We start from the raw sequence: 24,478 nt of genomic DNA on the forward strand, positions 1-24,478 counted from the left end.
TGAATTCATTCATTTAATATCATTTAAATTAATGACACTATTTTTTCTTCTTGGCGATATTCTTCGTTTTTGGAGATGACTTTTTAATTCCTGAATTTCCGTGTCCAGAACCAGGCATTGAAACGGCAACAAGGTTTTCTCCAACTGCATTTATTTCATATGCTCCTGTTCCAACTTTATCTACTAAACCGTACTCTTTTGCATTAACCAATATTACATTAGGGTTTTTTGGTCTTTCTCTATTTGCTTTTCTGCTTGCTTCCATCAAATCATCCTTTGTAATTGCATTCTTTTTTTCAGAAGCAGGAGCTTCAAACTTATAGTAGTATGCAACAGCAGCAACTAACTGATTTGCCGATGTTGGATTTTTTTCTTCAAGGAATGTCTTTATGTCCTTACCTCCAGATGTAGGAGGCGAAGTATTTGGAGCTGGAAGCGGAGTAATTGATTTGATTCCAATTCTCTCGCTTGCCCACTTAATTATTTTTCCCCTTTCAGTTTCATCAAAGGGTTCCAAAGCAATACAAATAGCTCTTACTGCTTCTAAGTCGTCTGGTTTCTGTGACATAAGTTTTGATTTTTTTTAAGTTAATTTTTCTATCGGAAGTTTCAAGTTAGCACTGTCGCCAACGTGCTTTGTAAAAAAGACGTCCTGCTTGCAGGGTGATAAACTGTATATATTCCTTTATTTTCATCTAACTATAATCTAATTAAATTTATCTCTTTAGTCAACAATAAGGCCTACCGTGGAATCACTATTTTTCTGGTGTGAAGCTGTCTAAAAATTCTTTGTCAACCTTTTCGTTCTTTTTGAGCTTTACAGGTCAAATTTTCCCAATTCGTTTCAATTCCCAAAAGCATTTTGCAGTAGCATTAATGTCCACAGCAGCATTATGAGATTCTTCAAAACTTGTCCGGAAAAGTTTGTAATGCAACTCTGAAAGTTTGGGCCACTTGTAACCATAAGGTCCGTCAATTGCACAAAATTTTGTTGTGCTTTCCATTGTGCAAATTTTTCTCTTTGTTGCAATACTGTTTTGCATCCTATTTCTTAAAAATTCGGCTCCAACAATCTTTTCGTCAAAACTCATATTATGTGCTACAAGATAGTTAGCTTCATTAATTAGCGAATTGAATTCTTGTAAAACTAGCAAAATAGATTTCCCTTCTCGATTAGCTCTTTCTGTCGTAATCCCGTGAATTCTTGATACGTCAGAAGGAATTGTAAATCCCTCTGGTTTAATAATATAGTCATCACCAGAAATTTTATTTCCATTTTTATCATAAAATAAAAAAGCTAATTGAACCATACGTGGCCAATTGTTTAGGTCTGTTACTGGTGCTTTCCAATTTCTTGGTAATCCTGTTGTTTCTGTGTCAAAAAATAGATACATATTTATGTCTTTTAAGTTTCTGCCTACTCTAATCGGTTTTCAGCATCCCCGTTTTTTCCTGCGCGGCATTCTGTTACGCTTGCACTTATCTTTTGAATCACGCAATGCTTCCGTTAACTAACTGATTATTTCCTTTATTTTTATCTGCCCATAATCTAATTAAAATTATTACTTTAATCAACAATTTGCATCATATACCGAATTTCCATATCTTTTTACACGAATTTACTAATCCAATATCATAGGAGAATAAAAAATGAAACATCTATTAACCTTTGGAGTTGTTGTGTTTTTATCCATAATTCTAATATCGTGTCAAAAGGAAGAACAAGTTATGAAGATATCTGAACAGACGATCCAAAAAGTAATTCAGGATTTGAAAACAAAATATCCCAACATTGATGCAGCGAAAATCGATAAAGGTGTAAAACAGGCAGCCCAATTTTGGCGACAAGAAGACGGCACTGAAGAAGATTTTGTAAAAGTTTGTAGCGACTACTTTATAGGCGACCCGAAGTTGTTAGAAGAAACCTTTACCCGCTTACAGAAAAATTTTGAACTTGTTTATGGCTATATGACTGAGTTGAGTCGCGATGTAAGCATACCGCTTCACGAAGATACCGGCGAGTTGCTCCCAGTAGATTATTTGTTCGGCGAGTTTTCTCCGTTTGCGCATCTTCAGGACGATTTCTATAAAACAAAAATTGCATTTGTAGTGCTATTGAATTTTCCGATTACTACACTCGAAGAAAGATTGGAATCCGGAAACAACTGGACACGCGAAGAATGGGCAAAAGCACGTCTTGCACAGATGTTTTCTAAACGTGTTCCCGCAGAAGCAAATCAAAAAACAGCGCAAGCTTACAACAACGCTGAAAACTATATAAGTTCTTATAATATTATTATGCACAATTTGCTTAACGACAACGGTGAAAGATTATTTCCCGAAGGGAAAGTACTTTTAAGCCACTGGGGTTTACGCGATGAATTGAAAGCTCAATACGCAAACGCCGACGGGTTACCACGTCAAGAAATGATACGCACAGTAATGGAAAAAATTATCCGTCAGGAAATACCAAAAGCTGTCATCAACAACCCCGATTTGGATTGGACGCCATCAACAAACAAGGTCGCTCCTGCCCCAAATTCCAAACCCGAAACTAAAGCCGATGATACGCCCGAACAAAATACCCGGTATGAAATGTGGCAAAACATATTCAAAGCACAACGCGAAATAGACAAATACTACCCGCACCTTCCGACTTTAATGGACAGAAGATTTAAGGAAGACCGCGAAATTCCTGAAGCACAATTTGAGGAATTATTAAAATCTATTTTAAGTTCACCGCATATTAAGCAAACCGGCGAAGTGATTGAAAAGCGGCTCGGTCGGAAATTAAAACCGTTCGATATTTGGTATAATGGATTCAAAGGACAAGGAAAATTTAATGAAGCAGAATTGGATAAAATCGTGAAGGCGAAGTATCCGCATGTTGCTGCGTTCGAAAAAGATATGCCTAATATCCTTACAAAACTTGGTTTTTCTTTTGATATGGCTCAATTCCTTGCGAGTAAAATTGAAGTCGATGCTGCACGCGGTTCAGGACACGCGATGGCAGCAGGCAGGTTGGTAGATAAAGCCCACCTGCGAACGAGAGTTCCGAAAGATGGAATGAACTACAAAGGATATAACATCGCCTTACACGAATTAGGACATAACGTCGAGCAGGTGTTGTCATACAATAAAGTAGATTATACACTGTTGCGCGGCGTCCCGAACACAGCCTTCACTGAAGGATTTGCTTTCGTTTTTCAATCGCGCGATTTAGAGTTGTTGGGTTTTAAAGAAAAAGATGTCAACAAAGAACATCTCGATGCATTAAATTCTTTATGGCAAACATACGAAATCAGCGGTGTCGCACTTGTAGATATGTATGCTTGGAGATGGATGTATAAAAATCCGGATGCAACTCCTGCACAATTAAAGGATGCGGTTATTCAAATTGCTAAAGATGTTTGGAATGAATTTTATTCGCCTGTATTTGGAGAGAAGGATGTATTTCTCCTGGCGATTTATTCGCACACGATAAACTCCGGTCTTTATACTCCCGACTATCCGCTGGGTCATATTATTGCATTTCAGGTTGAAGAGTATTTGAAGAAAGGAAACCTCGCGAAAGATATGGAGAGAATGTGTGTACAAGGCGCAATAACGCCGAACCTGTGGATGGCAAAGGCAGTAGGTCAACCGATTTCAACAAAGCCAATGTTAGATGCAGCGGAAAAAGCATTGGCGGAAGTAAAATAAAAATTCAGTTAACCTCCCGAAGGTTGAGCAAGATTAAACAAATCAAACCTTCGGGAGAGTTACTATACCGTCCTTGAAAATATCGGTTTTTCTTTTACCATTTTTTTAATGTAGGCATCGAAACACATTGCTATCGTTCGAAGAACAAGCCGGCCCATACCTTGAATCAATATTTTGTCGTTTGAATTTACAACAATCCCCTCATCGATAAATTGCTGTAGGTCCACCAACGACTCCGAAAAATATTCATCGAATTTGATGTTAAATTTTTTCTCAATCTGATTTTTATCAATTTCTAAATCACACATAAGCCGGAGTATTACAAACTTTCGGATTACATCATCCTCGTTCATCCGATAACCGATATGTATCGGGAATTTCCCTTCATCTATGCTCTTATAGTATTCTTCAAGTGTTTTATAATTTTGAGAATAAACAGTTCCGAAGTGAGAAATTGAAGACATTCCGAAACCGAACAAATCGGCTTGGGCATTCGTGGAGTATCCTTGAAAATTTCTATAAAGAGTTTTATTCTTCTGAGCGATTGCCATTTCATCTGTTGGTTTTACAAAGTGGTCCATACCTATGTACACGTAACCGTTAGTTACTAACTTTTCGATTGTCATTTTTAATATCTGAAGTTTCGTGTCGGCTGTCGGCAACTCGGATTGGTTTAACAATTTCTGATGAGGTTTCAACCACGGTATGTATGCAAAGTTGAAAATGGCAAATCTCTCCGGTGAAATCTCGATCGCTTTATCAAGAGTTTTTTCGAACGACTCTTGTGTTTGTTTAGGTAGTCCGTAGATTAAGTCGAGGTTAATGCTTTTAATTCCAAGTTCACGTGCCCAGTTGTAGGCGTTCATTGTAATTTCTTCGGACTGAAACCGGTTTGACGCAACTTGGACTTCTTCGTTAAAGTCCTGCACACCGATACTTACTCTGTTCATCCCTACTTCACGGAATGCTTTCATGTGTTCGAAAGTTAAACCTCGCGGATCAATTTCTACACCGTATTCGATGTTCTGTCCGAAGTTAAATCTATCCTTTATATAATTCCCTACGTCTCTGATCTGTTCCGGATGAAGATAAGACGGAGTACCTCCACCCCAATGAAGTTGAACAACTTGACGTTGATGTGAGATGTATTTTGATACGGTCTCAATTTCCTTTTTCAAGTAACCGATATATTTTTTAAGATGCTCACTATTAGGAGTTATGATTGTTGTACAGCCGCAGAAATAACAGAGGGTATCGCAGAAAGGAATGTGAAAATATAGAGACAATGGATGAGTACTGTTTGAATTGTTTTGAATTAAATCCTCTTTAAACCATTGAGGTGTATACTCTTGAGTGAATAAAGGTGCAGTCGGATAGCTCGTATATCGAGGACCGGGTTTATCGTACTTTTTTAAAAGACTTATATCTATATTTGCAAATATTGAATTCATTTGATTACTAATAATTTTTTGATGTATAAAATTAGGAATAAATTGAGTGAGAGGCAAATTTTGATATGACTATGTAATTTTGTATATTAACAACGCAAAAATAAAATATCGCGGGGTGGAGCAATTGGTAGCTCGTTGGGCTCATAACCCAAAGGCTGCAGGTTCAAGTCCTGCCCCCGCTACAAAATAAAAATTCCTCACTCCTAGTGGGGAATTTTTGTTTTTAGTGGATCAGGAAGGATTGAAATTAAGTTGAGTTCCGATTGCGTAAACAATCGGAACGAAATGCCGCCTTTTTTTTGCGGCATCCTGCCCCCGCTACAGGAAAAGCCGATTCTGAAAAGAGTCGGCTTATTTTTTTTATGACCCCGATATGATCCTGCAGCTTTATGTTAATCTATTTTAAAAGATTATTTTTGTTATTACGTGTTGGTCCACCGTGCCAAAGGTTCGTTTTAGCGCCACAAAAAACTATTTGAGATGGGCAACTAGGCTTCAAGTGCTCTGATTAGTTCTTCCTCCCTACCCAATTTTCACTCAAATAATATTTACTCTTTAACTGCACCAGCCATCAAACCGCTGATGTAATATTTTTGCAATGCAAGGAATAATACCATAACCGGCATGATGGTAATTACCGAGCCTGCCATCATCAGTTCGGTGTCTTGTACGTGCTCGCCGGCAAGGTTGGCAAGTGCAACCGGCAGAGTATACATCGAATCGTCGGTCATGACAATGAGGGGCCAGAGAAAATCGTTCCACGTTCCCATAAACGTGAATATCGCAAGCGTAATCAATATAGGTTTGCACAACGGAAGTATTATCGAACGATATATTCTGAAATCGCTCGCTCCGTCGATGCGTGCAGCGTCGATCAAACTGTCAGGAATCGAGAGAGCGTATTGACGTATAAGAAATATTCCAAAAATACTTGCCATACCTGGAATAATCACACCGAGATAAGTATTAATTAATCCCATCTTGTTAAGCATCAAGAATAATGGAAGCATCGTAACCTGTGCGGGTATTACCATTGTCGAAATGAGCAGCTTGAACAGACGGTTACGACCGGGAAACCGGTATTTAGCAAACGCGTATCCTGCCATCGAGTTAAATAAAAGTGAGATGAACGTAACTGCAGTGCTAATCAAAAAACTATTTATGACGTATCGCAGTACATCTAAACGTGTGAATAGCAAAGCGTAGTGGTCAAGTGTAACGGATTCTGAAAAAAATTTGGGCGGATACGTGCTCGCTTGTCCTGTCGGCATTACGGAAGCTGATAACATCCATAGAAGCGGCGTCAACGTGGCGACGGCAAGAATGACAACAAGAATAAACAGCATTGTTTTTAGAATATTTTTCATCCTTCCTCTCCCCGCTTTTGTAGTCTGAACTGGATAATTGATCCGATCAGAATTATTACAAACAGTACAAACGCCAATGATGCCGAGTATCCCATATTCCACCAACGAAATCCTTGCTGGTACATCAATAATACAATGCTGAGAGTGCTGTTAAGCGGACCTCCTTGTGTCATGACATACGGCTCTGCGAATAGCTGGAAATATCCAATCATTGTGATAATGCTGACGAAGAGTGTCGTGGGAGCTAACATCGGAATTGTGATAAAAAGAAATTGCTGCCGGGCATTTGCACCGTCGATGCGCGCGGCTTCATACAGTTCATCCGGGATATTTTGCAATCCTGCAATAAATATGATCATGTTATATCCGAAGTTTTTCCAGACCGCCAGCAGGATGATAGCAGGCATTGCATAAGTTGGATCGCCTAACCAATCGATAGGGGTAACTCCGAAAAAGCTTAGAAAGTAATTCAACAACCCAAACCTTGGATGGTAAACGAACCGCCAAACTACAGCGATGGCAACGAGTGTAGTTACGACGGGCGCAAAGTAAATTACACGGAAGAAGCTTTTGAAACGCACGAGTTTTGAATTGAGTAGTATCGCAGCGGCTAACGAAACGGCAACAGATAACGGTCCACCAACAAGCACAAAGTAAAAAGTATTTTGGAACGCCTGCCAGAAAAGCGGGTCGTTAAAAAGTTGTAAATAATTGCGGAAGCCGACAAAACGAACATACTGAATATTCCCTAAAGAGTAAATGTCGAAATCGGTAAAACTCATTACGAATGCCGCAATGACGGGTAAGAAGAAAAATATAAATATGGCTGCTAAAGCCGGTGTAAGAAAGAAATAAGCCGCGCTATAAAAACTTTTCGCCGATGAACTCGTTATATGTTTCGTTTCAATATACATGCATCACTTTCGGTTCAGCATCCACCTGCGTTTTTCTAAAATTATATTCACATCTTTGTCGAGCTCTGCAAGAGCTTGATTAACGGATATTTTTTGTGCCGATGCCATTTCAGCATACTGTTGAACTTTCATTGCAATTTGTTCCCACTCAGGAATTTTAGGTGTCGGTACAACGTGCTTGAACTGTTCATAAAAAGCTTTTACATAGACATTGTTCTTAAACAACGTATCGTTCCATGCTTCTTCAACAGCGGGAAGATTACCCGTTACTTTGTAAAATTCTAACTGCTGTTGCACTGCCGAAAGATATTCTATGAATTTCCACGCTTGTTCTTTCTTCGTCGAGTTGCGAAAAATCACTAAGCTGGCACCTCCGGCAAGTGAGATTCCCGGCGTATTCTTATCGGGACCGGGTAGCGGTGCTGTCATCCATTTATCTTGAAGCGCCGGCGGCATTCGTTTTTGAAACTCACTGATATTCCATGGACCTGTAATATACATAGCAAAAAATCCCTCAGCGATTCCCTGATAGATGTTTGTAACTTGCGTAATACCCACAGGCGCGAGCTTGTTTTGGTAAAATCGCATTATGTACTCAAAAGCTTTTGTAAACTTCTCACCGCTGAAATCGCCATAACGGTTGTCATTTTTCAACAACGTAGAGCCGTTTTGTAATCCAGCAACAACAAACGGAACCCATTCGTTTGTAGGCAGCAGAACGGCATATTTTTCTATCCCGCCTGCTAACTGTTTAATTTTCATCGAAGCATCGAACCACTCATCCCAAGTTGCCGGTGGATTTTTGTAGCCCGCCTGTTCTAAAATATCTTTACGATAAAACATTACCCGAGTGTCAACGTACCAAGGTATGCCGTACGGAATGTCGTCTATAACATTTGTTTCCCATATCCCTTCGAAATATTTTTCCTTCCTGACGATAGAAGAATTTTCAATCCAAGGATTTAAATCTTCTATCGCATTCAGGAGTGTGAATTCGGGAATCCAGGTATTTCCGAGTTGTGATACGTCGGGAGTTGAGTTTCCGGCATAAGCTGTAAGTAATTTTTCGTGAGCGGCGGTCCAAGGTATTGATTGGACTTTTACTTTAATCCCGGGATTTCTTCGCTCAAACTCAGGAATCAGTTTCTGAACATTTTCGCCTTCAGCACCCATCGCCCAAAATATGAGAACCGTTTCGGATGAAGGTGATGAACGGCAGCTTAATTGTGAGATGGTTATCAACAAGAGCGAGGCAATCAAGTATGTAACAATTCTATTCATTAAGAATTAACAGATTCTAAAAGATTCAATAAATATTGTTGTATTACCGGGTCAACACGGCGATCATAAAGTTGAGAAGGGCGAAATCGATTTACTAATCGTCCCCTCAACTGTAAGCGTGAAACAAGTACCTTACCTTTACCGATAGGAATTTCGAACACAGCCAAAGTTTTCAGTTTCAAACCGCACCGGGCAAATACTTTTGAAACACCGTCGGCTTTAACATCGTGTTGCGAGACAACTTCGCCACCATAGCCACCGTTAAACATTTTCAAATGTTCTTTCAATATATTTTTCCACAAATGATGTGAATGATCTTCTGCGAAAAGGTACGAATCGTAACCGCCGCGATCTGTATCTGAACGCTTCTCAATTGTCAATTGAATTCCGCTGGCTACAGGGACAACGATATTCTCTTCGATTCCATATTCTGGTTCGTTAATAATCAATGTACCGCCCGATTTAATAAATTCTGTAATTTCATTTAAATTCAATTGATACGTTTTATTCTGTAACGAACTTCGGTCAATAATCAATGTCTTGAATTTACTGAAATCTCCATTAAAAACAATATGAGGTATCGCTATCATACTTAAAAAATCAGAAATCTCTCCATCAGCTTCTAACAATCCGAAGGTTATCCCTTTCATTCGTTCTGAAGCTTGTGGTGGATCAAACACGTGAGCAATTTTCTGACTGTAAGCTAACGACATATTTTTATTACTGGCGAATAATTCTGCCCGGACGTAAAAAGTGCCTGGTTTTGGAGGCATTCTGATGACAATTGGATGTTCTACACAACTACTCCCTTCTACAGATACAACTTCATTTTTTTGCCAAAACCATTTTTCATTACCGTCTGTGATGCCGTAGAGTATCTGCCCATTTTGCTTTTCGTTGGTATCATTAAATATATAGAGTCGGATTGTGCATTCCTCGTTAACAAAGAAATGCCTATCCCATAATTCTAAACTTAATCCGAACGGAGAGAATACATTTTTTAAAGATTCAAGTACCGGCTTTGGCTTCAAATCTTTTATACTACCTGCAAACCAATGACCTGTCGGTCCATCATTATTGCTCAAATAGACAAACGGCTGAATTGCACGAACACGCATACGGCGGAATAATTCGACTAACTCCTGAGCAAGAAATGATTGATGCCTAATCAACTCTTCTTGTGTGTAATCTTTTCCGAGCCATCGCTCGATGACATCTTTTGTCAGCGCTGTCGGTTGAAAATTTTTATCCAACCACCACCATAGAAATTCATTTACTACAGAAGGTGTCGTTGAATGTTCAATTTCTTCTAATGGAACGGTGAAGCCGAATCTGCGTTCATTCAACACCGGACCGAGTGAGTAAATGTATGGATGCTGCTCTATAAAATCGACAGATTCCCACGGGCGTGTTGGATCTAGATCTTTCATCTTCGGCACGATTTCTTTCTGGACGACATCATCCGTTGATTCGTTTATCGGGTCCCAGATAATGATACTCGGATGATTCCAGTTATCTTGTAACCAACGAGTAAATTCTTTAGTGATTTGTTCTTTCGTTCCGGAAGTTGTCCAGAATTGCCACTCGTTTTGAATTAGTATCCCGTATTCATCCGCAATGTCGTACCATCGGTTGTACATTTGTCCGAGGTGATTTCGGAAAAAATTGAAGTTGTGTGCTTTCGGAATATCAACCATGATTTTCTTAATCCATTCAGAATTCCATGGGAGTAATACACGGTCAGGGTCGGAAAGAAAGCGATGAAAAGCAATGTTGCCGCCACGTAAAAATATTTGCTCCCCGTTTAAATAAAAATCGGAGCCTGATATTTTGAATTCGCGCATACCGAAAGTTGTAAACGTTTGGTCAACCACTTCACCTCCATCCTCAATGGCAATCTCAATCTCATACAGAAATGGATATTCGGGATACCAGAGTTGCATATAATCAATTGAAATTAAAAGAGTTACACTTGCCTCCGAGTTTGCCAAAACTGTTACATCAGTTGCAATAATGTTGGAGCTTTGAATTTTAGATTTCTTCTCCAAAATTTTTCCAACAATCCTAACCTCTTTATTTGATGTAAAACCGTTTTCGATTGTTACTCGAACTTCTGCTTGTTGTGAGTTAATGTGAGGAATAACTTGAACTAATTTAACTCTGGGATTACCCGATAAATTGATATACACATCTCCCCAGATGCCGGGAATATATATTTCTCGTTCTTGGTCTTTGCCAACTGCGCTCTCGAGCGGGAGCGTGTCACGAGAACCCACTCTCACTAATAGTTCATTTTCTTTGCCATATAAAAGTGCATCCGTGCAAATGTATTCCTGAGATGTGTAGCAAGCTATGTCGCCGCCGATGTGCTTTCCATTCAGCCATACTTCAGTTCCGGACATCGCCTGTTCGATGGTCAATACAGCAATCTGATATTGATAAGGCTCATCTACGCGAAATGTTTTCCGATACCAGTGATAATCGTATGATTGCCAGTTGTATTTTGGATCAGCGCTATCCACAAGAGATGGAACTTGGACTTGATGGTCCCACTTTGATGGTGAACTCTCTTTTTCACCGGGCTGTATTTCCCAAGAACCGTTGAGAGAGATTTTTTTTTTCGGTTGTTTAAAAAAATTTGTACTCATCTTGCGGATTTCAGAATAACGGTTGCCGGCAATGTTTTAATTTCGATACCGCGCTTGGTCTGCTTTACCTGTTTACCATTAATTTGGACTGAAACAATTGGATTGCTTAAAGGTGAACGGAGAATAATTTTACCGGGAGGGATTTGTATGTTGCCACCGATTTTTACAATCAAACTTTCGCCAGTTTTTTTCATACTATAATCAATAACACCGTAGTAAGTAGTTAGTTTTTTCACTTCAATGCCATCCGGTTCGTTCAGCCAATCTTCTGGAATACCCGCTCCGATAACAAGTGAGGTATCTTTCTCTCGCTCATAGGCAAACATACTTCGAACGGAACGAATAAAATCCGAAGCTACCCACGTGTGCGGCATATCGCCGATAAATCGTGGAGTATTCGGATTTTTCCACACGACTTCCGCCCAATGATTCCACCCTCTCGGACGCTGGTCTTCAAAAAAGAAATTCAGCAACTCGTGTGCGCGTTGTTTCTGACTCATAAAAACATAAGCACCGATTATACGAACTTCATAAGGAGTGTAATTCAGCCAATCAATTTTACCGTCGCGCCTGTCGGTAAAGAATTTGTAATAACGGTCGAATGTATTGATGAGTTGCGGTTCGGGAATATTGCCCAACTCGCCGATAGGATTTACACCAATAGCAGTTGAAGTGGCATCGAAATCACCAAGCTCAACACAACCGGGGATGTAATCAATATTTTTGTTTTGCATCGCAAGCCGCATCGAAGCGTATAAACAAATCTGAAAATCATCTGTTTCAGAGTTGAATTCCTTTTCAATATTTTTCTCACCCAAAATTTGTGCGATAGCAGTCGCATCTTTAAGCCCGCGCAATACCCAGAAGTCGTCCCAGTACGAGTGCATCGGTTTGGCTGAGTAACCCTCGTGGCTTATGGATTCGGGAACCAGACCAAACATAGCTCGTTGCTCTGGCGTGCCATATTTGAAGTCGTCAGTTTTACGTTGATTGCGGAGGAATTGTATATACCTGACTGCTTTTGTAATATTATCAAACTTTCCGCGTAACCAGATCGTGTCTTTTGTGAAATGAAAATATTGCATTACGAGATAAATAAATTCACCGTGACTGTCGTGCTCAGGAACCGGGTCAGCGCCGCGAGAATCGACAACGCAAGGAATTTTTCCATCGGGGAATTGGTACTTTGCATACCAATCTATATATTCACGCACTTCATCTGTTATACCCATATAGAGAAGCGCTGAGGAAGTTAGCGCCCCATCTCTTATCCAAGACCGCTCGTACGAACGAGAACCGGGTTGAATAGCCGGTCCATCCCGGTTTATCAGTATATAAGCAATATTCGATTTCAGTGTGTTTACAACTTTCTCGGCTGATTTGGGAAGTTTAAATTCAACCGCACTAAGTTTAGTTTCCCAAAATTTCTGAGTTTTATCCAACAATTCTATTGCTAATGATTTTGCCGAAGTGTCATCCTGATTAGTTCTGAAGTTCGTCAGTTTCTCGTCGAATGGAACAATCAGAGAGTTATCCTTCGAACTGCCGGATGGTAGAGCCAGGTCATATTCGAATGCAGCAGATGCATAACCGAAATGATCGGTGATATTACGAGTAGGTGGAACTTCTCCACGAGAAATAAATGATGTTATATCGCCTTGGTCAAATTCTGCCGCACCGAAAGCGTTATGGGTCGAGAGAGATAACACTTGCGTTACATCGTTAACTGTAGCTATCCCATTAGAATACTTTATTGAACGAATATTTGCCGTCCCGCCCACCATATTCAAATCTTGCGATGGCGGATTAACTTGAAATGGACGTAATGTAACAAATAATTTCCCATCAACCAGCATATCGCTTTTATTCTCTGCAGTGTAATTGACAATCAATACCGGCTTCCCCTCTACATTGGCGGCAAATGTTGTTGTCTTCAGAATGAAATCATTATATTTCCACTCGACGATAGGAATCGGCAGGTAGCTGCGGTCGAGCGATTGCGTAATGCTAACTTCATTCCAAGTAATAAATTTACCGTTGAGATATAAGAATGGTTCGAGCGAAAAACTCGCTTTATCAACCTCTATCATTCCCTCTTCATTTATCATTGCTTCCTTCGTATCGCCGCTAACGCCGACAATAGTCCAATACGACATTTGATTGGAAAAATATTTTGGAAAATATCCTCGAGGTGCGTCACTTGCAACTGTTATGATAAATGCATTTGGTGACGAACCGAACTCTACACTTTTCACATCAATATTTCTGATGCCGTAGTTTTTGTTGTTGATGCTCTTCTTTAGATTCAATCTGAGAAAACGAGTTTCCGCCTCAGGTAAATAGATATAATCGCGGTCTCCATTCCCACTCGTTACTCGATAGACCGTCGTCCAATTTTTTCCATCATCCGAAAAGGCAACATCATACTGCTCTGCATACTTTTCCTTTTCCCAGTCAATCACCATTCCACCAAACTCACGATCCTCTTGAAAATCGATAACCAACCACTGTTGTTCCGACTGTCCGCCGCTCATCCAAATTGTTGTATTATTTGCATCAATCGCAAATTGGGGTGAAGAATTTTTTGCGAATGAAGAAGCAGTTGCAACCAGTTTTAAGTTTGGTGTTGCTTCAGTAATTGGTTCGATTTTGAATTCATCAATGTAAATTGTTCCCTTACCGCCGCCTGTTCCGGCAGAGACGACAAACTCAATTTTATCTACATCTTTTATTTTACCACCGCCGGAAGGTCCCCAAGCAAAAGTAATATGTCGCATCTTGATTGTTCGCTTAGTCCATTCTTTTGAAAATTCAACATTCAGTTTCTTGGTCCAAAAAACGTTGCCTGCTGTGTCGAGCAGCTTAAATTCAAAATTATTTACCGGCGCATCACCTCGAAGATAAAATGTAAATTTATAATTTTCCGGCAAAAGAAGTTTGAGCCTCTTTTGAGCAATTGCATAACCTGAGCCGTGAAATTCAAATTGAAGCGCAAGTCCTTTTCCGCTATAACCTTGTGTTTGAGTGATATTCATCGAAGCGCCGTCGGAGACGATGGGCATCCAATATTTGATGTCTTCGTAATCATCGAGGACTCTCACTTGTGTAACCGCCGGATTCAGCAACAGGAAGAGCAACACAATTAGTTTTATGATTTTCATTTTCCTTCCAACCATCCACCTTTGAAACCGGCACGCTTCAATCCTTTGATGATGTACTGATTTTTTTTCATTACATTCCACACAAAACTGTTCCTGTAATTTTCAATCATTATTGCGATTGGACCTTGATCGATTCCCAGATAATCGTTATCGAACCAACCGTTTGGATGCTGTGGCGTTCGATAAGTCGGATTGAACGCATCTATAAAACCATACTTTCGGAATACGAGATTGTCATATTTATTTCTGAGTGCTTTTAATGTGGGAATGCATATTTCAGGGGCAAAAGGAATCGAACCAGAGGAGGCGGTTGGCGCGATAGTTCCGTCGTCGTTCGTCCAATCTATCGATGGTCCCCGAGCGGCATATCCTTCAAACTTTCTTCTTTTACCATCAATTATAAAGGATGTATCTTTTGGCCCGTCGCAAGCGGTGAAACCCCAGATTGTGTCTGAATAATCTTTGAACTTGCCGGGGTTTTCTTTTGCGTATGCTTGCTGCGAGTAAGTTGCGCGACGAGAATTCTCGAAGTAATCAATTCCTTTTCCCTTCATATACTCATCTTGAATCCCCTTGAAATCTATCCAACAATGTGAAAACTGATGACCGAAAAGGGGTGCGAAGCTAATGAATTCATATCCATAAAACTTTGCCCAAAGATATGGTTTCGTCCAGGCATCCCAAACACTTTCGGGAACAGAGTAGGTTGGAGAGCCGAGCGCAAGAATGTAGAGAATCATCGCCTCATCATAGCCGTCCCAGATATCCGAATGGAATCCACGCTCTGGTGTCCAACCGAGAGTAATCCCGTTTCTTCCAGCCATTGCCCATTTCCAATCAACTCTGCGATAAAGACTATCAGCAAGCTGACGAATTTCTTTTTCAATGTTCTTATCTCGATCAAAATAAGTTTGACAGAAAAGCACGCCAGCCATAAGTAAGCCGGTATCGATTGTGGATAGTTCGCAATTCCAGGTTCGCTTACCATTTTTGATATCAAGGAAGTGATAATAGAATCCTTTATAGCCGCTTGCGTCCGGCTTTTCACTTTGTTCAAGACTCAAAAGGAGTCGAATTGTATTCAATACCCGTTGTGCCGCTTGATAGCGAGTGATGATGCCGCGCTCAAAAGAAATTGGATATGAAGTTAGTGCGAATCCGATTGCTGCAACACTCGAAGGTGAAAACGATGCGGGCCAACGGTCGGGAGTTAAACCTGTAGTGGAATCTGTAACGTCGAGAAAAAATTGTAGTGTGCGACTTTGAAGTGTATCGAGAAAAGAATCCCATTGAAATGGATCATCGGTTGACTTGATTTGTTGGCTACATCCAATTGTAACGAATATTATTTGGATTAATATTATTATGATATTATTTTTAGTTTGCATACGGTTTGTAGAATTGCCACAACATTTTTGTCGTTGTTAAAAGTTTATTAAAATTTTATAGGTTTTGACCAAATTTATATTACTGACTGATGTTACGCAAACAAAGCTTAGGAGTACAAAAACATACGAGTCCTCTGGACTCGATTCCACACTCTTCCACATTTCTACAAACATAACAGTCCTACGGACTGTAAATGATATGTTCTGGAACACCCTGTCTCCGTAGGAGACAAATGTCTGTAGTTAACAACGAACGCAGTATACTCGACTCCAGAGGAGTCGAATGGAAGAGTAAAAAAGTAACATCATCACTTAATAAACAACATCCTTTTTGTCTGTACACCTTCACTCGTATTCAAACGATATGTATATACACCGCTCGGAAATTTTGCCGCATTCCATTCCACAGATTTATACCCGGCATCTTGGATTCCGTCAACCAATGTTGCAATTTCTTGTCCCAACAGATTAAATATTTTTAAACTAATGTATCCTCTTCGGGAAATATAATATCTAATAACTGTATTAGGATTGAACGGATTCGGATAATTCTGAAAGAGCATGAAATCCGAAATCGATACTGAAGGTTCATTCACATCGGTTACGGGTTCAAAACCTGCACGATGCAGTCCGACTTGAATGTATGGATTATTCATAAAACGATTCCAAACAGATTGAGTCCGATAGTTTTCTATCATCACGATTATCGGTCCTTGGTCAATGCCGATTACATCAGGACCCCACCAATTCACTTTTAGATTGAAAGCATCTCGGAAACCGTAGTTTGTCCAGAGTTGAGCGCGGTACGTTTTGTACAATTTATGAGCAACTGCAAGAGATTGTTCTGGAGTAAATGGTATTGAACTTAAAGCAGCAGTCGGTGTTATTGTTCCGTCGTCGTTAAATGCCGGCGGTGCACCACGGGCTGCGTATCCTGTTGGTCCGTCAGAAGCAGTGAGTCCCCAAACAGAATCGCTGTAACCGTTAAAGTTTCCCGGATTGTCAATGCAGTAAGCACGCTGAGCCAAAGTTGCACGGCGCGAGTTCTCAAAATAATCTATACCTCTCCATCGCATATAGGCATCGCGTATATTTCTGAAATCAACCCAGCAGTGCGAATACTGATGTCCGAAAAGGGGTGGGAAAGGGATGTAAGAATATCCGTAGTATGTTTCCCACGTATAACCGCTCGTCCATGCCTGCCAGGCGGTTGTGGGAACAGGTTTGGTTGGCGAGCCTAACGCAAGAATATATAAAATCATTGCTTCGTTGTAGCCAACCCAATACCCCATAGTACCGAATTGAGTTTCGGGCTTCCATTCCATCATAATACCGCTGCTAAAGTTACGCATCCAATTCCAATCGACACGGCGGTAGATAGAATCAGCATACGCACGGATGAGAGTTTCTATCGAGTCAGTTCCAGTAAAGTACTGCTGTGCGTCTAAAATTCCTGCTAACAACAACCCTGTATCGATAGATGATAACTCAGAATTCCAAGCCCGAGTTGCAGTTGTCATATCCAGGAAATGATAGAAGAAACCTTTGTAACCGATTGTACCTGATGCAGCGCTTCCCTGTGGCTTTTGCCAAAAAGTTTTAAGAGTCGTCAGCACACGGTCTTTTGCGGCTTCTCTTGCAACCCAACCTCGATCAACACCAACACAAATTGCCGATAGCCCAAAACCGACTGATGCGATGCTTGATGGCGACCAGGAAGTATTGCGGTCTTTTATCAGTCCATTCGAAGGATTGGCTTCGTACCAGAAAAAACGGAAAGCCGAATGTTGAAGGGAGTCTAACAGCTCATCGTCACTTTGGGCAAACAAGTTTGGTGATAAAATAAAATTGATAAGAAGAATTAAAACGAATGATTTCATCATTTACTTTCCGAGTGTAATTTTTATGGTGTGTGTTGAACCAACTTCAAAAACCGGAAGAACATTTTTAAGTTCAGCTGTTTTAGAATCATAAGGATTTCCATCAATCAGAATTTCTTTAACGCCGTATTCGACACTTGATGGATTGCAGACTTCAATCAAATAAGTTGCGCCGCGAAACTTTCGTTTAACAGAATATTTTTCCCACGTTTTAGGAATGCAAGGGTCAATAATCAATCCTTCAAAAGTAGCCCTGATGCCGAGTATCCAATCGAGCGTAACCTTGAACAACCATGAAGCAGAACCTGTGTACCACGTCCAACCGCCGCGACCGTAAAACGGAGATTCAGGTCCTTCGATGTTACCCGGTGTAACATAAGGTTCAGCTACATATTCGTCGGGTCTGAGTCCTCTGTTAATCGGATTAATTTTTGAAAACATCCGGTAAGCTTCGTCAGCGCGTTTAAGCAAAGCTTCTGCAACAACCGCCCATGTAGCTGCGTGTATATAAACGCCCCCGTTCTCACGCAGTCCGGGCGCATAGCGAGTAAGATAACCGATGAATGTATCTATAGTTTTGTATGCCGGATATAAAAGTAGAGGTCCTGTTTTATACCCAAGCTCTTTTTCAACCATATCCATTACCTGGTTTGCCCGATCATCGTCAGCAACCTCAGCAATAACCGACCAAGTCTGAGCATTTAGAAAAATTTTACCTTCAGTATTTTCATTGCTGCCAATCTTTTCGCCTGAATCTTTTGTCGCACGGTAATACCACTCGCCATCCCAACCAAGATTATTTAATTTTTCTTTTAATAATTTTGCCCGTTCAAGGTATGTTTTTGATTTTTGAGTATCACCATATCGCGAAGAAATTTCTGAGAAATCAATAAGTATCCGGTGAATAAAATGACCAAGCCAAACGGACTCGCCTTTCATATCAAGCCCCACAGCGCTCAAGCCGTCGTTCCAGTCGCCGCCGCCAATCAATGGCAGACCTCGTTCGCTGAACCTTTCGAGCGCCTTGTCAATTGCAAGGACACAATGATCGTAAAGTTTTACAGGTGTTGCATCATCTACAAAAGGTTCTTTACAATCGAGAATTGAAAAATCGTTAGTCTCTAAAAGAAAATTGTTAACAACGAACGGCATCCAAAGTAAATTATCTGAAATTTTTGATTTCAGGCCGATTTCAGAAATCGGATGCCACCAGTGATAAACCGTTCCGTCCTTAAACTGATGCCTGGCATGAAGCAGAATTTGTTCTTTGGTTTTTTCAGAATCAATTGGAAGGAAGATTTGACTGTCCTGCAATTGGTCTCTGAACCCGAAAGCACCTCCAGTCTGATAATAAGCTGTTCTTCCCCACATCCGTCCGGAGATTGCCTGATACTTCAGCCACGAGTTCATCATAATGTTCATCGCATCGTCGGGAGTTTGAACTTCTACCGTGTTGAGAAGTTCATTCCATCTTCCCCGAACATTTTGAAAAGCTTCATCGACATTATTAATGGAAGAATATTTTTTAATTAAATCGTGAGCTTGCAGTTGTGAGTCGGCAGCGCCGAGTGTAAAAACAATTGTGATTTCTTCTTTAGGCCCGAGTGAAATGTTATTTTGGAGACTACCAATAGCATCGAACATATTACCGCATTTTTTATGGAGCTTTCCTTCAGTAACCGCTTCAGGATTGCTCAACGAGCCGTAGTTGCCGAGAAAAGATTCTTTATCACAATCAAAAGAAGCGGGTTTAATGTTAGACGAGTGAAAAGCAACATAAGCCCAATCGGCATTCCAATGGCCTCTTTCAGCTGGAATTTCCCACATCCTTTTTGTAGCGAAGATTGCGTTTTCGTCAAACTTTGTTTCGATAAAAGTTTTGTGGAATTCCCTATGCCAGTCGGGCGATGCGCCAAGTCCCCACTCAAAATAAGTAAATGTTCGAAGCCGGCGTGGACGCCGAGTTTTGTTTTTAATAGTAAGCTTCCAAATTTCAAGCGGTTCGTTGTTCGGAACGAAGACAAGCAGTTCAGTCTCTATTCCGAAATTCGTAGAATTGATTTTAGTATAACCGATACCGTGATGACATGTGTAAGAGTCCGGTTCTCTACAAACCGGTTTCCATCCCGCCGACCAGATATTACCTTTCTCATCCCGCAGATAAATATACTTTCCCCAATCATCTTTAATTAAGTCTTGCTCCCATCGTGTGATTCTGTTTAACTGAGCGTGCGTGCGCCAGCTATAACCGCTGCCTGTTTGTGAAATTGTAATTCCATAATCACCGTTACTGATTACATTTATCCAAGGTCGGGGTGTTCTTGGTGTATTGATGATATATTCTTTTCCGTCCGGAGAAAATTTTCCGTACTTAGTAGCAAATTGTTTCATGTATTTAAAAAGATAATCCGATTGAAAACCGTTGAACACTTTCCAAACGACCATAGTCATTCCAAGCGTAATCCATTTTAAATTCATAACCACCGACGTCGAAATAAACACCGGCGCCTAATGTTAAACCTACTTCCGAATCTTGTTGAAAAAGGTTTTGATAACCGCCTCTAATAGCAAAAGTATTTCTGAACATCCATTCAGCGCCAAAACTAATACTCTCTGTGTTATCGTTCGGGTGAAAAGCATCAACAGCAAGTTGGAATTTATGATAATTTCCAATTTGTAAAGGCATACTTACACCTACACGGAAAAACACGGGTAGTGGGAATTCTTCTGTAAAAAATTGTCCAGGTAGAGCGCTATTGTCTCCATATCGTGTAGGATCTTTATCGAACTGAATACGCAAATCATCGCCGGAATATTTTGCCCTTGTACCGAAGTTTGAAATACTTGCACCAATGTGCAATCCATCCGGTGAGAGACGATAAATAGTTCCGACGTTGATAGCAAACGCAGAAAGAGAACTATGCCATATCATCTCCTGTATATACGTTACCTGAATGCCGGCAGAAAATCTATCCGAAATTTGTTTGCCGTAGCCAAGCCCTACTGCAAAATTTGATACCGTATAATGTTCACCCGTTCCGAGTGGCTGCGACACTGTTCTAACCTCGATCTCACCCAAATTTAATGATGTTACACTCGCAAAAAGATTTCCCCACTCACCGGGTTGAATCGAAACTGCCGCATAGTTATAAGCTATGTCAGCGAGCCAGACACTATGTGTGAACTGAACTTGATAACCCGATAGCATCCCTATTGCACCCGGATTATAATAAGCAGCAGAGACTTCGCCGTACATCGACGAACCTGCATTTCCCATTGCTGAAACGCGAGCGCTCGGTTCTATGAGAAGGAATTGACCTACAGTTGTTCCAGTCTTTGTTTGGCAATATGATGTCTGAAAAAATATTAAGACAAAAAATAATTTTAAAATCTTTTTCATAGTCTCTTTTCCTACTACTTGATAATAGAAAATTTTCCAATACTTGTGCCTACCTCTGGTGCATCCACGTGAAAAATGTATAGCCCTGGCGCAACATCGAGATTATCTTTAGTCCGTAGGTTCCAAGCAACATAACCGCTCGTGGAACCATCGTGGTAAAGCGTTTGTACAAGCTCACCTCTTATCGTGTAAATTCTAATAGTACAATTTTGTGGAATGTTTCTGAATTCAAGTCGACGTTCACCACGTCCGGAAACTGCGAATCGTTCCGGTTCAAAACTCGCTGAACCGACATAGGGATTAGGCACGACATACGGTTTTTCAGCAAACTGATCTTTCGCCTTTGCATTATCAATAAATTCTGCTTTGGTAATAAACTTAAAAGTATCTTGGGTACCATAAGGAATATCTATAACCAAATTATACATATCCCCTTCAGCGGGTGGGACAAGCGTGCCTCGAACAGATTGACCGATCGTATCGAGCTGAATCCTCCAAGTCTGTCGTGCTACAGTTGGAGCTGTTTTTGTATAAGTAATAATATCAACGTACTCATCTGCTCTACTAAGGGTACTATCTCTATCAACGTCATAAAATACAAATTTCATACGCATATTACCGGTATCGGTTTTAGCTGTAATTCTAAATTTGGCAGGGCGAGCAGGACGACCGACACCAAAAGAAATAGATGAATCCATAAATGTATTAGCAAACGTAATTGTTATATCATCAGGGAAACCGGGACGGCGTAAGTTGATTGGCAGAACATGTATATAATTTGTTTTAAATCGAGCATTTGTCGGGCTTGTTGGTGTGAATCCTGTTTGTAAGGTATCTAATACAACTGTCCTCGGAGTTGCGATAACCGGCAGCATTCCCGAACCCACCTGTCCGATTCCTTCTCCATCAAGGTCATATCCGTTTTTTATTACAACCTTTCCGGTAGTACTATCCGTTAAATTGTAAGATGATGCACGGATACTGTCAGGCGATTGTGTATTGAATGTAATATAAAAAGTATGCCCATCAGGAATCAACTTGGAATTTAAAATCTGTATATCTACAGAACCGATCCCTTCTCCGTTAGTTCGGACAGTGTTTGATGTGGTAGCAGGTGTATAACCGAGGGATTTCGGATTAGGTCTGACTTCAGCTACGTTAGAAGGAAGAATCACTCCGCCGCGTGGTGTGCGCGAGACGTTGATAGCATTTTCGGACGGAAAAAATTCTAATGAATCGGATCCGAAATCATACGATGTAACGGCATAGTAATAGAGTTGACCATTTGTTACCGTCGTGTCGATGAATGTATGCGTTATTCCCGTTTCATTGCCAAGGTAATATGCAACACCTTCTACAGTTTGTTTCGAGAAACCGCTGATGCCGTTTTTCAAATCGAATTGTGCGATGGGCTTACCATTACCGAATGGACCTGTTCCTCGCCCGGTTGTAATTACTTTCGGGTCTCGAAATTCAGGGTCTGTTGAGCGGTAAATTCGATAACCCTCGAAATCGTTTATGTTAGTAACTGGGTCAACACCCCGTTCGGCAACATCATCCCAAGTCAGCCGCACGTACCCATCTCCTGCTTCCGCTTTTACAGTTGGCAGTGGGGGCGGCACCGCGAATTGGTAATTTGCGTTATAAATTTGCTGAACAGTTTTAACTGTACTACGCAATTCGATGAGGTCAGCACCGTAACCAAGAGCGAGGCTGAAACGTTCGGTTTTGCCGGCTTTGAGTTGAAAAGTTCCGGAAGCAAATAAAAACCCGATGTTGTAGTTTAGAATAAGAGCAGAATCGAAATGATTAGAAAAGACAGGGTCGGTAAATTTCTGATAAAGCCGTTGTGGCCAATTTCGACCGTCATCAAAGAAGGCAATATTGTCTGTTTCAGTGCTCGGGTTACCAGCACCGGGGGCAATACGATTCATTTTAAAACCAGTAAGACCGATTTGATCAGATTCATTCAAGTCGGTTTTATCAAAATAAGGTTCACCATTTGTCGGAATCCCGTCTCCCTCACCTGTATCAAAAGTTTCCGGCACACCATCAGCGCCGTAGTCGTGTAAATCTGCTACCCAATCAAGGTCCTCATCTCCAGTCCACCATCTTCCGGCACTGTAAGCCGGGCGTTGATCTAATTTCCCGTATGCAGTCTCAAATTTAGCAAGGTTATAATTGGCTGCTACATAATTCCGTATCGCTAGTTGACCTTCAATCAACTGTCCCGGTCCACTATCTCGTTTTTCATCAGTTATTCCATCCTCATCGTTATCAATACCATCTGCTGCATTCCCTGGAGTTTCAAGATAGGCATAACCGAGGTATCCGGTTTTCGTGCAGTTGCCTGCTAAACTTACACCGTTTCCAAGTTTATCCCAAGTGTAAACCAGATTTAAACCAGAAGATCTATCGAAGAAAGCGTTGTCGTCGTCAGATTCATAAACGCCATCACAAGAGCGTGCTGAACCACCGACGCCGGCATCCATATAAATTCCAAAAATTATGTTGTCATCGTAATCGGTTGTTCCCTCGTTTGTAATATCATAATGCCAGAAAATTACATTACTTGCTTGCGGGTTAGCCCATTGAAATCCCCGCACTTCTATTCGCAAGCCAAGCCCGCGTCGTGTGGTATCGCGATTATCAGGATAAAAATCCCAAGCATCGTAAAATTGGTCATCCATCACAGTAAAACTCTCTAAGTCGGCGGCTGCCCGTTTGCCGAAGTAACCATTCCATTTACTAGACCAGCCCGGATCATCAATATCGTTTAATTTATCTTGCCATTTATCGGGCCAGGTTCTTGGGTCGTTACTCACAGCGGGGGAGCGACCACGGTTTATTGCTGGATCGGGTTGAAAGAATCCGGGGCGCGGTTCATATCGCATTATTCGGTTATGATATGGACTCAGCCCTTGCCGCTCGCGATAACCAGTTTCCATAATGTATGCATCGACTCCGTTTCGTTGGGTAATCTTTGCGAGAACAAAAGGAGTTATACCATCGCTGTAATTAAGACCGCTTCCTTTTGGTATTTCTACTGAATGAAACACACTTAAATCTACGTTTCCCGGATCCGGTGGATAGTCGCCGACCATTCCGAAATTATAAAAAATAGTTCTGATGTTAGCTGCATCGTGAAAGCCTGCACGCTCAGCATCTACTCTTCCTCTCAATTCAGGCGGGACTACAGGTTGAAGTTGTGCCTCTACCTCCAAATAATTATAAATGAAAATAAGGGGTAAAATAATTATGATTTGTCGACAATTTTTCTTCATAA

14 protein-coding genes and 1 tRNA gene are annotated in these 24,478 nt (G+C 40.8%); 2 read left to right on the plus strand and 13 right to left on the minus strand.

The window, feature by feature from the left end; all coding sequences use genetic code 11:
• Nucleotides 1-37: 37 nt before the first annotated feature.
• Nucleotides 38-568 carry a hypothetical protein gene (locus tag QME58_02955; protein MDI6802791.1) on the minus strand — a complete coding sequence of 177 codons (531 nt, stop codon included), beginning with the start codon at nucleotides 566-568 and terminating at the stop codon, nucleotides 38-40.
• Between the two features lie 256 nt (nucleotides 569-824).
• Complete coding sequence (locus QME58_02960; protein ID MDI6802792.1) at nucleotides 825-1,394, minus strand: 3'-5' exonuclease; 570 nt, start codon at nucleotides 1,392-1,394, stop codon at nucleotides 825-827.
• Between the two features lie 256 nt (nucleotides 1,395-1,650).
• Between QME58_02960 and QME58_02965 the strand changes: the two genes are divergently transcribed.
• Nucleotides 1,651-3,702 carry a hypothetical protein gene (locus QME58_02965; protein MDI6802793.1) on the plus strand — a complete coding sequence of 684 codons (2,052 nt, stop codon included), beginning with the start codon at nucleotides 1,651-1,653 and terminating at the stop codon, nucleotides 3,700-3,702.
• A 62-nt stretch (nucleotides 3,703-3,764) separates the two neighbouring features.
• On the opposite strand, the gene hemN is transcribed toward QME58_02965, so the two are convergent.
• Nucleotides 3,765-5,153 (minus strand): oxygen-independent coproporphyrinogen III oxidase, encoded by a 1,389-nt coding sequence (gene hemN, locus QME58_02970; GenBank protein MDI6802794.1) that lies wholly within the window; start codon nucleotides 5,151-5,153, stop codon nucleotides 3,765-3,767.
• A 109-nt stretch (nucleotides 5,154-5,262) separates the two neighbouring features.
• Here hemN and QME58_02975 point away from each other — a divergent pair.
• A tRNA-Met gene (locus tag QME58_02975) sits at nucleotides 5,263-5,335 on the plus strand.
• Between the two features lie 366 nt (nucleotides 5,336-5,701).
• Here the strand turns inward: QME58_02975 and QME58_02980 are convergent.
• From QME58_02980 to QME58_03025, 10 genes are all read right to left on the minus strand, one after another.
• Nucleotides 5,702-6,520 carry a carbohydrate ABC transporter permease gene (locus QME58_02980; protein MDI6802795.1) on the minus strand — a complete coding sequence of 273 codons (819 nt, stop codon included), beginning with the start codon at nucleotides 6,518-6,520 and terminating at the stop codon, nucleotides 5,702-5,704.
• Complete coding sequence (locus tag QME58_02985; GenBank protein ID MDI6802796.1) at nucleotides 6,517-7,434, minus strand: sugar ABC transporter permease; 918 nt, start codon at nucleotides 7,432-7,434, stop codon at nucleotides 6,517-6,519. Before QME58_02985 ends, QME58_02980 begins: the two co-directional genes overlap by 4 nt.
• A 3-nt stretch (nucleotides 7,435-7,437) precedes the next feature.
• Complete coding sequence (locus QME58_02990) at nucleotides 7,438-8,715, minus strand: sugar ABC transporter substrate-binding protein (protein ID MDI6802797.1); 1,278 nt, start codon at nucleotides 8,713-8,715, stop codon at nucleotides 7,438-7,440.
• Nucleotides 8,715-11,363 carry a glycoside hydrolase family 2 TIM barrel-domain containing protein gene (locus QME58_02995; GenBank protein ID MDI6802798.1) on the minus strand — a complete coding sequence of 883 codons (2,649 nt, stop codon included), beginning with the start codon at nucleotides 11,361-11,363 and terminating at the stop codon, nucleotides 8,715-8,717. The genes QME58_02990 and QME58_02995 overlap by 1 nt, the downstream gene beginning before the upstream one ends.
• Nucleotides 11,360-14,524, minus strand: a complete 3,165-nt coding sequence (locus QME58_03000; GenBank protein ID MDI6802799.1) for a discoidin domain-containing protein — start codon at nucleotides 14,522-14,524, stop codon at nucleotides 11,360-11,362. Before QME58_03000 ends, QME58_02995 begins: the two co-directional genes overlap by 4 nt.
• The gene (locus QME58_03005; GenBank protein ID MDI6802800.1) at nucleotides 14,521-15,912 is read right to left on the minus strand and encodes a glucoamylase family protein; all 1,392 of its coding nucleotides are present in this window, start codon (nucleotides 15,910-15,912) and stop codon (nucleotides 14,521-14,523) included. The genes QME58_03000 and QME58_03005 overlap by 4 nt, the downstream gene beginning before the upstream one ends.
• 308 nt (nucleotides 15,913-16,220) lie before the next feature.
• On the minus strand, nucleotides 16,221-17,795 hold the full coding sequence (locus QME58_03010) for a glucoamylase family protein (protein ID MDI6802801.1): 1,575 nt from the start codon (nucleotides 17,793-17,795) through the stop codon (nucleotides 16,221-16,223).
• Nucleotides 17,796-20,270 (minus strand): glycosyl transferase family 36, encoded by a 2,475-nt coding sequence (locus QME58_03015; GenBank protein ID MDI6802802.1) that lies wholly within the window; start codon nucleotides 20,268-20,270, stop codon nucleotides 17,796-17,798.
• The gene (locus QME58_03020; GenBank protein MDI6802803.1) at nucleotides 20,188-21,192 is read right to left on the minus strand and encodes a PorV/PorQ family protein; all 1,005 of its coding nucleotides are present in this window, start codon (nucleotides 21,190-21,192) and stop codon (nucleotides 20,188-20,190) included. Before QME58_03020 ends, QME58_03015 begins: the two co-directional genes overlap by 83 nt.
• Nucleotides 21,193-21,206: 14 nt before the next feature.
• Entirely contained in the window at nucleotides 21,207-24,476 is a 3,270-nt protein-coding gene (locus QME58_03025) for a hypothetical protein (GenBank protein ID MDI6802804.1), read from the minus strand.
• Nucleotides 24,477-24,478: the final 2 nt, after the last annotated feature.

This window comes from Bacteroidota bacterium (genome assembly GCA_030017895.1).
Lineage (GTDB): Bacteria > Bacteroidota > Ignavibacteria > UBA10030 > BY39 > JASEGV01.